This window comes from Pseudomonas sp. WS 5532, assembly GCF_012985445.1.
Taxonomy (GTDB): Bacteria; Pseudomonadota; Gammaproteobacteria; order Pseudomonadales; family Pseudomonadaceae; genus Aquipseudomonas; species Aquipseudomonas edaphica.
This window is the reverse complement of record NZ_JAAQWK010000007.1, coordinates 243,093-255,988: the sequence shown is the minus strand read 5'-3', so window position 1 is coordinate 255,988 and position 12,896 is coordinate 243,093. Positions and strand designations below refer to the sequence as shown.

10 protein-coding genes and 1 pseudogene are annotated in these 12,896 nt (G+C 55.1%); 5 read left to right on the top strand and 6 right to left on the bottom strand.

Going from position 1 to position 12,896, the window contains the following annotated elements; all coding sequences use genetic code 11:
- Window positions 1-35: 35 nt before the first annotated feature.
- Both HBO23_RS14815 and HBO23_RS14810 read left to right on the top strand, forming a co-directional pair.
- A pseudogene (locus tag HBO23_RS14815) lies at window positions 36-209 on the top strand (AAA family ATPase); the annotation flags it as partial.
- A 170-nt stretch (window positions 210-379) separates the two neighbouring features.
- Window positions 380-1,834 (top strand): TrkH family potassium uptake protein, encoded by a 1,455-nt coding sequence (locus tag HBO23_RS14810; RefSeq protein ID WP_170038713.1) that lies wholly within the window; start codon window positions 380-382, stop codon window positions 1,832-1,834.
- Window positions 1,835-1,925: 91 nt separating this feature from the next.
- Here the strand turns inward: HBO23_RS14810 and HBO23_RS14805 are convergent, their stop codons facing one another.
- The 4 genes from HBO23_RS14805 to HBO23_RS14790 all read right to left on the bottom strand — a co-directional run bounded on the left by HBO23_RS14805 (window position 1,926) and on the right by HBO23_RS14790 (window position 5,608).
- Window positions 1,926-2,222, bottom strand: a complete 297-nt coding sequence (locus tag HBO23_RS14805; RefSeq protein WP_170038711.1) for a DUF6388 family protein — start codon at window positions 2,220-2,222, stop codon at window positions 1,926-1,928.
- A 17-nt stretch (window positions 2,223-2,239) separates the two neighbouring features.
- Window positions 2,240-3,355: a D-alanyl-D-alanine carboxypeptidase family protein gene (locus tag HBO23_RS14800; RefSeq protein WP_262378191.1), complete on the bottom strand. Its 1,116-nt coding sequence runs from the start codon at window positions 3,353-3,355 to the stop codon at window positions 2,240-2,242.
- 179 nt (window positions 3,356-3,534) lie between these two features.
- Window positions 3,535-4,950, bottom strand: a complete 1,416-nt coding sequence (locus HBO23_RS14795; RefSeq protein ID WP_170038707.1) for a HAMP domain-containing sensor histidine kinase — start codon at window positions 4,948-4,950, stop codon at window positions 3,535-3,537.
- Window positions 4,928-5,608 carry a response regulator transcription factor gene (locus HBO23_RS14790; protein WP_083359030.1) on the bottom strand — a complete coding sequence of 227 codons (681 nt, stop codon included), beginning with the start codon at window positions 5,606-5,608 and terminating at the stop codon, window positions 4,928-4,930. The genes HBO23_RS14795 and HBO23_RS14790 overlap by 23 nt, the downstream gene beginning before the upstream one ends.
- Before the next feature lie 404 nt (window positions 5,609-6,012).
- On the opposite strand from HBO23_RS14790, the gene HBO23_RS14785 reads away from it, so the two are divergent.
- The gene (locus HBO23_RS14785) at window positions 6,013-7,335 is read left to right on the top strand and encodes a chloride channel protein (RefSeq protein ID WP_170038705.1); all 1,323 of its coding nucleotides are present in this window, start codon (window positions 6,013-6,015) and stop codon (window positions 7,333-7,335) included.
- 6 nt (window positions 7,336-7,341) lie between these two features.
- On the opposite strand, the gene HBO23_RS14780 is transcribed toward HBO23_RS14785, so the two are convergent.
- Both HBO23_RS14780 and HBO23_RS14775 read right to left on the bottom strand, forming a co-directional pair.
- A complete protein-coding gene (locus HBO23_RS14780) occupies window positions 7,342-8,619 on the bottom strand; it encodes a DUF2254 domain-containing protein (protein WP_106118393.1) in 1,278 nt (425 codons plus the stop codon).
- A 106-nt stretch (window positions 8,620-8,725) separates the two neighbouring features.
- Window positions 8,726-9,979, bottom strand: a complete 1,254-nt coding sequence (locus tag HBO23_RS14775) for a sodium:proton antiporter (protein ID WP_106118392.1) — start codon at window positions 9,977-9,979, stop codon at window positions 8,726-8,728.
- Between the two features lie 300 nt (window positions 9,980-10,279).
- Here HBO23_RS14775 and HBO23_RS14770 point away from each other — a divergent pair, with 300 nt between their 5' ends.
- Both HBO23_RS14770 and HBO23_RS14765 read left to right on the top strand, forming a co-directional pair.
- Window positions 10,280-12,160 carry a DUF294 nucleotidyltransferase-like domain-containing protein gene (locus HBO23_RS14770; protein WP_106118391.1) on the top strand — a complete coding sequence of 627 codons (1,881 nt, stop codon included), beginning with the start codon at window positions 10,280-10,282 and terminating at the stop codon, window positions 12,158-12,160.
- Window positions 12,157-12,879, top strand: coding sequence for a 3'-5' exonuclease (locus HBO23_RS14765; protein WP_106118390.1), 723 nt, complete (start codon window positions 12,157-12,159; stop codon window positions 12,877-12,879). The genes HBO23_RS14770 and HBO23_RS14765 overlap by 4 nt, the downstream gene beginning before the upstream one ends.
- Window positions 12,880-12,896 lie beyond the last annotated feature (17 nt).

The window sequence follows — 12,896 nt, the reverse complement described above, 5'->3', positions numbered from 1 at the left end:
TAACGAATACGCCAGATAGGGGAAGCAAGGCTCTCATGTACCTACGAACATTGGATATCAGTGGTTTCAAGTATTTCGGTGATGCTTTCACCATCGAATTCCAGGACGGCCTCAACGTCTTGGTCTGTGAGAATGGAGCAGGCAGGACGGGCGTTATTGCTGCATTACGGCAGCTGTTCAACGACTCTGAGTCCGGTAAGCGTGTGATCAATGGCGGTTTGAAAAAAGGCTGACGTAACGTTCCTTAACCGCGCAGTCTTTGGAATAGGCTAAGGTTGACGAAGCGACCCGTCGGCAGTAAAAAATTTACGGAAAATTTACGGATGAGACGTTTTGGCGCCGCGATACTTCGCGGCGCTAACTTGCCAGGTTATTGTTTATGTCCCACGCGGCAATACGACTCATCGGCTTTGTCTTAGGTCTGTTTCTGATTACGTTGGCCATCAGCATGGCCATCCCCATGATCACCTTGATGATCTATGAGCGCAGCGACGATTTGTCCGCCTTTCTTTGGTCCAGTTTGATTACGTTCATCTGCGGCCTGTTGCTGGTCATGCGAGGGCGCCCAGAGACCGCTCAACTTCGCCCAAGGGACATGTACCTGCTGACGACCGGCAGTTGGGTGGTGGTGTGTATCTTCGCGGCGTTGCCAATGGTGTTTATCAGTCATATCAGTTACACCGACGCCTTTTTTGAAACGATGTCTGGCATCACAACCACCGGCTCAACGGTGTTGAGTGGTTTGGACACTGCCTCGCCCGGGCTGTTGATCTGGCGATCGATGCTTCACTGGCTGGGTGGGATCGGTTTTATCGGCATGGCCGTGGCGATTCTACCGCTGCTGCGAGTAGGGGGCATGCGGCTATTCCAGACAGAGTCTTCAGACTGGTCGGAAAAAGTGACGCCGCGCTCCCATGTGGCAGCCAAATACATTCTGTTTCTCTATTTGGGACTCACAGGGGGCGGAACGCTCGCGCTCTGGATTTCCGGGATGACGCCATTTGATGCCTTCAATCACGCCATGTCGTTGATCTCTACCGGTGGTTTCTCGACGTCGGACGCCTCGCTTGGGCATTGGACACAGCCTGCTATTCACTGGGTGGCAGTTGCCATCATGATTCTGGGTAGCCTGCCTTTTACGTTATACGTCGCGACATTACGCGGCCATCGGCGCGCGCTGCTGAAGGATCACCAGGTTCGTGGATTTATTGGGTTCTTGGTCTTCGCGTGGTTGGCGGTAGGTACTTGGCTTTGTCTTCACAGCGATTATGGATGGTGGGATGCATTTCGTATCGTGGCGGTGAATGTGACATCGGTTGTCACCACCACCGGCGTCGCCGTCGGCGATTACACCGTGTGGGGCAGTTTCTCCGTGTTGCTTTTTTTCTATTTGACCTTTGTGGGGGGCTGTTCAGGCTCCACAGCGGGGGGTCTTAAAATCTTCCGTTTTCAAGTGGCGGCAACTTTGCTGGTGAGCAGTTTGAAGCAACTGATCCACCCGCGCGCCGTGATTCAGAAAAAGTACAATGGCCACCCCATCGACGAAGAGATCTTACGTTCGCTTTTGACGTTCTCATTCTTTTTCACCATCACGATTGCTGTGATTGCCTTGGGCTTGAGTCTGATTGGGCTGGATTGGACAACGGCGTTGAGCGGTGCCGCTACGGCGGTGTGTAACGTCGGGCCTGGGCTTGGCACAATCATTGGGCCGGCCGGTAATTTTTCATCACTGCCGGATGCCGCCAAATGGCTATTGACCATAGGCATGCTACTTGGACGGCTGGAAATCCTGACAGTGTTAGTGCTCATAACGCCGGTATTCTGGAGATATTGAGTGTTCACTGTTGATAGGCTGGAGCCAAGATAGAGGGTCAGCACTCAGGGCCGTCGCGATGCGAAGCGCCGATGCATGTGCGACCCAAAGGCTACTCGGTGATCCCATTTAGCGTGCAGTAATCCTTCCATGCCATCTCAACCATCTCTGAAACTTCCCGATGGAACGCCATGGTCAGGCGTTTCAGCTCTTGGGGAGACTGCGAAATCATTGTCAGCGTCAGCTCCCACACTTCTACCCCAAGCCTTGCGGCCTCTTGTTCAAAGGCCGATTCGATACACATTTTCTTTTCAGCCTGACTCAGTCCCTGTACAGCGTCATTGAGGGATGAATCGCCTTCGAAGAATTTTGAAAGCGCGAGCTCTTTGCGTAGATCATCGGAGTTCATGACCTTCTCCTCACTATTCACGTTATCTGACCCCCATCGAACCAACCGCGGATCGTCCGGGTAAAAAACAAATGCACGGTATCCCACCAACGTCGCCACCAATGACCTTGCTCCGCGTCCACAAGAACCACCAATGGCCGACTCCCCAGCTTATGCTCGGCGTCGAACAGGTCGAGTCTTCCGACGACCGTGCCTGCCGTGATAGGGGCTTCGATGGGGCCATCAAACGCCAGGTGCATCTCGACGTCACGATTTTTATTCTTGGGCAGCGTGAGGGTCATGTCTTCAAGTAAACCCACATTCACATAGGGTTGTATGCCTTTCCAGAGCGCCACCTGCGAGAGTACTTCGCCACCTTTCTTATAGGTTTGGGTGGCGTAGAAGCGAAAGCCGTAACCCATCAGTTTCTCTGTTTCTGCCGTACGCTTATGGGCGCTACTGGCGCCCAGAACTGCGCTGATCAAACGTTGCCCATCCCGCTGTGAGGAGGCGATCAAGCAGTAGCCCGCCGCCTCTGTGTGCCCGGTCTTCAAGCCGTCATAGGTGGAGTTACGCCATAAAAGCGCGTTGCGGTTGGATTGCTGAATGCCGTTCCAGGTGAAGGTTTTCTTGGCGTAAAGAGGGTAGTAGGTGGTCCCTTCGTTGATGACTTTTCGAGCCAGGGTCGCCATGTCACGTGCGGAAGAATAGTGCTCCGGGTCCGGTAGGCCGGTGGAGTTCATAAAGTGGGTGTTGAGCATTCCCAGTGTTGAAGCGGTTGCGTTCATCATCCCGACAAACCCGGCTTCGCTTCCAGCGATATGTTCGGCCAGCGCAACGCTCGCGTCATTGCCTGAGTCGATGATCACGCCGCTTAGCAAATCGTGAACCGAAGCAGAGCTGCCGGGCTTGAGAAACATCCGTGAGCCGCCTGTACGCCAGGCATTTTCGCTCACGACGACCTCATCATTTGCGCTTATCAGGCCAGACTTAAGCTCATGCGTCGTGATATACGCAGTCATTAACTTGGTCAGGCTGGCCGGTGGTAGGCGTGCATCACTGTTGTGGCTGGTAATGACCCTGTTCGTTTTCGCGTCTATGAGTATCCAGGCTTCGGCTCCCAGCTTCGGCGCAGCGGGGATCATTGTCCCCATGGTCGCGTTGGCAGCCAGAGCGGCATTCGCCCAAAGAAGCGGTGGTGTTACACAGAGCACGGTTAAGACACGCAGGAACAACAGATATCTCACAAGCAAAAGGCCTTGGGTCAGCAATATGTGCTGCCAAACTAGGCCTGGGCGCCGAGGCGCTCAAATTAACCAGTATTAAGTAAAATTTAATGTTCAGGTACAGATCGATCCGTGGCTTGACCGCTGAACATCGGGCAGTGAATCAATACGCGTGTTCCCCTGCCCGAGGCACCGGGGTGGATATCCAGTGTGTATCCGTGCAATTTCACTATGGCGGCGACTAACGACAGGCCTAGGCCGTGGCCTGGGTTTATCTGGCTTCCCTCGCCGCGATAGAGCCGGCGAATGACATGCGTACGGTCCGCTTCAGGGATGCCGGTACCATCGTCCACTACTTCAATAATGACAGTTGAGTCCTTGATGCTCCCCCGCAATTCGATATGGCCGCCCTCCGGGGTAAATTTAATGGCGTTATCGAGCAGATTGACCAGCGCTTCGAACAGTAACGAAGAGTCGCCATACACCTGGGGACAATCGCTGGGAATGTCCAGCGAAAGCGTTTGGGCGCGGTCCAGTGCCATCGGTTCGTAAAACTCATGCGCCTGTTTCAACAACGTCATGATCGGGAAGGGCGCAAAGGCAGAGCGGCGACGAATATCCTCAAGCTCAGCGACCCGCAGCAGTCCTTGAAAGCGCACCATGATCGACTCGCTCTCCTCAAACGCCTGATTCAAGGTCTGCTTATGTTCTAGGGCCAGCGGTAACTGCTGGAGCTGATAGAGCCGTGCGCGTAAGCGTGTCAAGGGTGTGCGCAAATCATGGGCAATACCGTCGCAGACGCTTTTCACCTCATGCATCAACTGCTCTATGTGATCAAGCATCGTATTGACGGCGTTGGCCAGCATATCCAGTTCATCGCGGCGTGCTGACAACGGCAAACGCTCAGCCAAGTTGCCCGAAACGATACTTTTGGTACACAGCTGCAGGCGTTTGACACGACGCAATGGGCGACGTCGCAGTAAGCGCCAGCCAATCAAACCGGGGATAAGTGTTAATGACAACCCCCACATCAGGGCCTGCTCAATAATGCCACCCACGGCGGAAATCGACCCGCCGTCACGTGCCAAAATCAGGATATGTCCGTCAGGGCGCCGTGCCAGCAAGGCATAGCTGCTTCGGGTTTCGGTGCTGGGTAACGCAATGCTCAGGCCGCGCTCAAGGTAGTGAACCTGGCCGTCGTCGGGTAGGTTGGAGCGCAGTTTCAGCAGGTCGCCGGCGACATGGGTGCCATCGGGTCCAAATAAACCGTAGGCGTCGATCCCGGGGGTCGAGTAAGCCTCACTCGCCGCCAACTCAGCAAGCAGGTTCGAGTCGTCGACCTTTTGATAATAGTGGGCGCGTTGCAACAACGTACGCTCGGCAACCGTGCCCAGATAGTGGGAGATTTCCCAGTACAGTACACCGGTAAAGAGTGCTCCCCACGCCACGAAGAACACCGCGTAAAACCCGATCAATCGACTACCGGACGAGCGCCATTCCTCATTTTTTGGTAGCGAGGACATAGCCGGCACCGCGTATTGTATGGATCACAGGTGAATCTTTGTCGCTTTCCAGCTTTTTACGCAGTCGTCCGATGTGCACATCAATGATGTTTGTCCCGGGATCGAAGTGATAGCCCCAGACGCCTTCAAACAGCATGGTACGAGTGACCAGTTGGCCGGCACTGCGCATCAGGAAGTTGAGCAGTTTGAACTCGGTGGGCAGCAACTGGATGTCTTCGTCATTGCGCGTCAGCTTGTGCTCCACCAAGTCCAGTCGCAGGTTGCCGCAACTGAGGTGTGGGTTGCTGGGGTCTGCGGCGGTGCGTCTGAGCAATGCGTCAAGGCGCGCGACCATCTCGACGGCCGAAAATGGCTTGGTCAGGTAGTCATCGCCGCCCGCACGAAGTCCCAGGACGCGCTCATCCACATCTGACAGAGCACTGATCATCAGGACCGGCGTCTGAATCCCGAGACTGCGCAAGGTGCTGACAATCGTCAGCCCGTCAAAGTCCGGCAACATGCGATCCAGCGTAATCGCGTCGTAACCGCCTGCAATCGCCAAGGCCAGTCCGTCGCGTCCAGTGGCAGCCCACTTTGAGCTGAAACCGTGGCGTTGGAGTTCAGCGACAATGATTTCGGCCGTCACCTGATCATCTTCAATGACCAACGCATTACTCATAATTTCCTCCATTCGTGCGTGTTTTTCAGTGCTCCCGACTCAATGCCGACATCCAGTGCAAGCGAACCTTATTGCTCCAAGTTGCGCGCGAATACTAACTATTTCTTAACCCACCTTAACCCGGCCATCTCGCCTGCACGGATATATTCGTAATAACAGCCGAACGAGCTGACTGACATGAGCGTAAATAGTGACAACCTATCTGGCTTTCTTCTTGCTGACATTCGCCTTGGTATGCGCCCACGCAAATTGGCTTACTCACAAAACAAAATCGACGTGGTGGGGCTCCTGAGCCGGGAGTGAATAGCTATAGTTATCTGGTCACTGCCGGTTGGACGTGACCGTTTAACCCGTTAATCTTGTTTTTGCATGTTATTGAACCTCAACAACGGGAATCCGCTCGGGTGATCAAACCGATATTGCTGATACGTCGTCGCTTTGCCTCGATCCGATGGCGTACTCGGGTGACACTCTGGGTCGCTGCTACCCTCGCAGGGTTGCTGGTAGTGATGTTCGCCCGGTTGGCTGACCTGGCGCTGATGCAGTTCGCCCAACAGGCCGTCGCCCGGCCGTGGCTGCCGTTTATCTACACGCCGCTGATCGGCATGTTTGTGGTGTGGATGACCTCGCGTTTTTTTACAGGGGCTCAAGGTAGCGGTATTCCCCAGGTGATCGCGGCTACGCGGTTGGCCCACCAGGGCAAGCCCGTGAATAAGTTGGTATCGTTGCGTCTGGCCTTCGCCAAGATAGGGCTCGGTACCCTGGCCCTGACCGGTGGTTTTTCAGCGGGGCGTGAAGGCCCTTCGGTGCAAGTCGCCGCCTCGATCATGCATTTCTTTCACCGTTACCTGCCCAACGCACGCATCATTCGCCCTGAAGACCTCATCCTGGCCGGTGGCGCGGCGGGTATTGCTGCTGCCTTCAACACGCCCTTGGCCGGTGTAGCCTTTGCAGTGGAGGAGCTTGGGCGCAAGTTGGAAACCCGCACCAGCGGGGTGTTGCTCAGCACGATCATTTTGTCGGGTATGGTCGCGATAGCCTTGCAGGGCAACTACAACTATTTCGGACACTTCGACGTACAAGAGGCCAATCTCGATATCGTTCTTCCGATACTGGCGATTGGTATTGGCTGTGGTGTTATGGGGGGATTGTTCAGTCGGATGCTCCTATGGCCACAGCGGTATCGCAGTTTTGTCGTCTGGGAATGGCGCCGCCTGCATCCAGTCTGGTTCGCAGGTGGCTGCGGCATGATCGTGGCGATTCTCGGTTGGCTCAGCGGTGGGATGTCCTTTGGCAGCGGTTACGGGATCACCTCCCAGATCATCGTGTCCGATGTTGGTTTGCCGTGGCACGCGCCGATTACGCGTTTTCTTGCGACCGTTGTGACTTATTTTTCCGGCATACCGGGCGGTATTTTTGCCCCCTCTTTGGCGGTAGGCGCCGCTGTCGGTGCCAATGTCGCTGAATACTTCGCCTTGGCGGCACAGCCCATCATTGCACTGTGCATGGTGGGGTTTCTGGCAGCAGTCACGCAATCGCCAATCACCTCTGCAATCATCGTGATGGAGATGATCGACAGCCATGGCATGGTTATTAGTCTGATGGCTGTTGCACTGATTGCCAAAGCAGTCAGTGCCAGGATGGGCCCCGAGCTCTATCAGCAGTTGGCGCGTGGCTTTCTGCAATCGGACGGCAGTGGCGCCGCCGCGCAAAAAGCCAACACGTAGATTGGGTCAGTGCAGCAGCGGTCGCGCCGCTGCTCTGAGCTTGTGCCGGTCCTCTTCGAGTACAAGTGCAGTGTTCGCGTGCTTGAGCAGCAGTTCTGCGTGCCGGGTACAGGCACCCCTGAACATCGCCGGGTTTATCTGTGCCAGGCTTACAAGGGCCTTCATCATGCGCAGGTCGACTTCCACTAGACCCGCGCCATCTCTGGCAATCGGTGCGAAGAAGTCATCGAACAGGTCATCCACGGTTAAACCGCGCAGGTAAACGTGCTGGCAGTCAGCGTCGATTTTCGCAGCGGGTTCTTTAGGTGTACCCCAACATGTCAGGCTTCTGACGCCGCGCCCAATGACGTCAATGGCGGTGCCGGGGTCATTGACGGCCGGCGACAAGGCGCGGGAGGCGATCTCCGACAACACTGACAAGCCGAACCGGGGATCGTGTTCGAACGTTCGACGCACGCCGATAGCCAGGGTAGCAATGATTTTTTCGTTGCTCGACGCCAGTTCCTCCCCGCGTGCCTTGCTTAAGCTAACGGTTCTTGCGAGCGGCATGCCGATATGCACAAAGCTTCCCGGCAAGACGTCCATAAATATCTGTATCTCGTCTGTGTTGGCGATCACGCCTAACGCCTGAACGTCAATGTGCTGGACGTACCCCGTGTGGAGGCTTGTGATGATCAGCGCAGAACTGGGGATCACTGACTCGCAAGGGTAGGCGGCTGCCCCCAAATGCGGCCATTGGACTCGATTGTTAATGGCATCAATGGCTGCCTGCTCGACACGGTCAATAGTTTCTCCCACCCGCCCAAGCTTGGACAAATGATCGATCCAGCGTAGCAGCGTGTAGACAATCAGAATGACCACGACAATGGTTACCGCGAATAGCAAAACCCTCCCTTGTGTACCGTAGGCGCCGGTACTCAGCGCAATGATCCCCACCAGGCTGAACAGGAATGAGCCAATAAAGGTGGCCAGGGCATTTTGTGTCGTGGTGTCTTCCATCACCAGTGTAGTGGCGCGGGGTGTCACGCCGCTGCTCGCTGCACCGTAGGCGGTGACCATGGTGCTTAACGAAAAGGTCGTCACCGCGAGCATGCTTGAGGCAATGATGCCTAAAATCTTATCGACGGCGTCGGCACCGATGCGGGCGGGCAACGATTCGGGAATGTAGTCCTTGAAGACAACGGCGAGTAACGCGGTGGCAATACCCAGCAAGGAAAACAGACTCGCCCTGAACCACAGCCGTTTGGTCAATTGGTGCAAAACCCAGCGCCAGCGTGCGAGCATTTTTATACCTCCTGCAAATAACGCGATGGGACCCATCGCACGGATTCAGGGAAACGAAGGCGGTGAGTTAATTATCCTTAATGGAGTCTGTCGTCTGGTCAAGGGTTCATCCAGCGTCTTTGTTTGCAGCACACGGAATGACTCTCTTGACCAATTTACCGATCGACATGCCTTGGATCAGGATAGAAAAAACGACCACTAGATACGTCAGGGAAACCACGATATCGCGAGCCGCGCCTGGGGGCAGCGACAACGCCAATGCCACCGATATCCCGCCCCGCAGGCCGCCCCAGGTCATCACACTCCAGGCACCTTCCGGTAGGCGGAAGCGTTTACCCAATACCGCAATGGGAACCCCTACAGTCAACAATCGTGATAACAACGTCAGCAATATGACCAGCAGGCCAGTGGTGAGCAATGGGTTAGAGAACTGGATCAAAACGACTTCCAACCCGATCAATACAAACAGCACTGCGTTGAGTATTTCATCGATCAGTTCCCAGAACATGTCCAGGTTTTTTTCAGTCTGCTCGGACATGGCATGGGAGCGCCCTTGGTTACCCACAATCAGTCCCATCACCACCATCGCCAATGGGCCGGAAACATGGAACTGAGTGGCGAGTGCATAGGCGCCGAGAACAGCGGCCAAGGTGATGAGCACTTCCTCCTGATAGCTATCGATACTCTTGAGCATTCTGTAAGTGATATAGCCCACGCAGGCGCCTAACAGAGCACCGCCTCCGGCTTCCTTGAGTAACAGATGCGATGCACCGATAACCGACGGTGTCTCCCCGCTGGCGATCATTGCGACGATCAGCGAAAACAGCACGACACTCACGCCGTCGTTGAACAGTGACTCACCGGAAATGACCAGTTCCACGCTATGGGGCGCGCCGGCAGATTTCAGAATACCCATCACGGCGATGGGGTCGGTGGGGGAGATCAGCGCGCCAAACACCAGGCAATAAGACAACGGTAGCTGCAGTTCTGTGAGGGACAACAACGCCCAGAGCCCGAAGCCGATGAACAATGTTGAGAGCGTTGTCCCTACTACCGCCAAGGATGCAACCTGCCATTTGTAGGCCCGCAGCTCCGATAGGTCCACATGCAACGCCCCAGCAAAGAGCAGCAATGACAACATGCCTTGCATCAGCAGTTCGGAAAAGTCGATGGACTCCACCAGCGACTGCTCAAGGGTATGCAAGGCATGAAAGCCCAGCGCATCGAATGCCATATTCAATAGTGACAGGCCCAAGGCAATGCCCATCACACCGATGGCGGATGGCAGGCCGACGTAGCGCCGATTGAGATAGGCAAGTACTGCCGTGATGCAAAGGAAGATTGCAATAATGTCCAGCATTGACCCGCTCCAATAAAACAGGATGAGGAAAGCACCCTCGGCAATGCAGATCGCAAATGCTTCTGACCGTTCAGAAATAACCGCCGTCAGCGCTGTGCATTCAGTGAATGCCGCGCCTGCCGGGATTATAAATATGACGGCCCGCCGTTACGCAGCAGTTGTTGCCACTCATAGCGTAGATCAGACGTGGCGCTTGATCCTCGTATCGGGATGTGATGTGGTGGGCGACACAGAAAGGCCACTGCCCTTTGCGATGTAGGGCGCTCGTAACTTTAATTCTTTTCAGCATTTCGAGGTTTCATGCAAATCGAGTTACAGGAGATCAGCGACCACCTCTATCGTTTTGCTCCATTTGATACGCTGCCAAAGGAATCGGTAGACGCCATCGCTCGGCGGGTAGAAGTGAGTTATTTCAAGGCCGGCAGCGACATCCTTGAAGCGGGCGCGATCATTCATGACTTGCACTATGTGCGTAGCGGTGCGGTGGAGATTTACCGGCGCAATGGCGAGCTCTACAACCGACTTGTCGAAGGCGACCTCTTCGGTCAGGCCGGTTTGTTGCGCAGTAACAAGGTGCGTTTTCCCGCCCGGGCCTTGGAAGATAGCCTGATCTATTACATACCCGCCGACGTGTTCGCTGACCTTTGCGCGCAGCATGATGCTTTCGCCGACTTCGTTGAAGCTGAGGGGCACTCCAGGCTCAAGACTGCCGTTGAGGCGCAGGGGCGTGCCAGTGAGCTTATTCAGCTCAAATGCCGAGGCCTTATCTCTCGGCCCTTGGTGTGGGTCACGTCGGATACCTGCGTCGGCGACGCGGCAAAAATCATGACAGAACAAAGCGTTTCTTGCGTTCTAGTGATGTCATCAGCGGGCTTGCAGGCGGCTGAAATCCAAGGGATCGTGACGGATCGGGACCTTCGCACACGTGTTGTCGCGGCCGGCCGAAACGCTGACGAAACGGCTGCCCGAGACATCATGACGGCCGAGCCGGTAACGATAGGCGCAGACGACTCAGTGTTTGAAGCGATGCTGGTGATGTTGCGCCGTAATATTCACCATCTGCCGGTGGTCCATCATGGCCATCCGATTGGGCTGATCAACCTGTCGGATATCATCCGCTACGAGTCACACAGCAGTTTGTATCTGGTAAACAGAATTTCTAACCAGACTTCGGTCGACGGCCTTAAATCGCTTTTGCGTGACCTGCGCGGAACCTACATTCGCATGGTGCGTGACGGCGCGACGGCGCACATGATTGGTAGCGCGATTTCCGGTATTGGCCGGGCCTTTACCCAGCGTTTGCTGGAGCTCGCAGAGAAAAAACTGGGGCCGCCTCCGGTGCCTTACTGCTTTATGGTGTTGGGTTCCATGGCGCGTGATGAGCAGTTGTTGGTGACGGACCAGGATAATGCTCTGGTGCTCGACGACCGCTTCGATCCAATCCAGCACGATGCTTACTTCCGAGCGTTGGCGACGTTTGTGAGTGATGGCCTGGCCGCATGCGGTTACAGCTATTGCAAAGGCGGAATCATGGCGACGAACGATCAGTGGCGTCAGCCGTTGAAGGTATGGCGAAGTTATTTTGATCAGTGGATCGAAAAGCCAAACCCCAAGACGTTGCTCAATAGTTGTATTTTTTTCGATCTGGATGGTGTGTTTGGCGAGCTCGAGCTTGTTCAGGAACTGAAAGTTCTGTGTGCTCGAAAATCCAGCGCACATCCTGTTTTTCTAAGTGCCATGGCTCGAATTGCCCTTAACCGGACGCCGCCATTGGGCTTTTTCCGGACCTTTGTGGTTGAGACAGACGGACAGCACAAACGGATCATCAACCTGAAGGGGCGAGGTACCGCACCGCTGACAGACCTGATCCGCATCCACGCGCTCGCGTGTGGCAGTACCGCGCAGAATTCATTTGATCGTATGGACGCCATCGCGAACAGCAACGTCATTCCGCCTGAAGCATTAAAGCAACTCCGATACGCGCTGGAGTTCCTGTCGATGGTGCGAATTCGACATCAGGTTGACGCACTGGAGCAGGGAGCGGCGCTCAATAATTATGTCGAGCCGGAACGCTTTTCCAACAGTGAACGACATAATCTCAAAGAGGCGTTTCAGGTCTTGAGTAATGGCCAGAATTTCTTGCGCTTCCGTTATCCGTCAAAGGGTCGCCTGTCGTCATGAAACACGTGAAAGCGCAGCCCAATCATAAAGTGCTGGAGTGGTCTTCCAGGTTCGAGACCCTGGCAGACAATGCCGTTAACAGCCGCTTGCGACAGTTCTATCAAGCCGGCGCGGTCTCGGCACAGACCTCCATTGACAGCTTGCAACTGCTGGCCATGGACGTGGAAACCACCGGCCTTGATGCACAGGCTGACAGTATTGTGAGCATCGGGGTAATGCCGTTCACGCTGCAGCGCATTTATTGTGGGAATTCGCTTTACTGGGTGATAAAACCAGCGTCCGAGTTGAATGAAAAGTCGGTGACGTTTCATCACATAACCCATGCTGAAATTTCAGATGCTCCCACCTTTGAGCAGGTGCTGGCCCCATTGCTGGAGGCCATGGCAGGCAAGGTGATGGTCGTCCATTATCGGAATATTGAGCGAGCCTTTTTGGATCAGGCAGTGCGTAGGCATTTAGGGGAGGGGTTTGAATTCCCGGTCATTGATACGATGCAACTGGAAGCCCGACTACATCGGCAAAAACGTGGATGGTTCGCCCGACTTATGGAGCGCTCACAACCGTCCATAAGGCTGGCGGATAGCCGGGCGCGCCTTGGTCTTCCGGCTTATCACGCTCACCATGCATTAACCGATGCCCTGGCAACCGCAGAACTGTTGCAGGCGCAGGTAGCGACTTATTACTCAGCGTCAACGCCTGTTGGCGAGTTATGGAACTGAGTCACCGCTTGATAGTG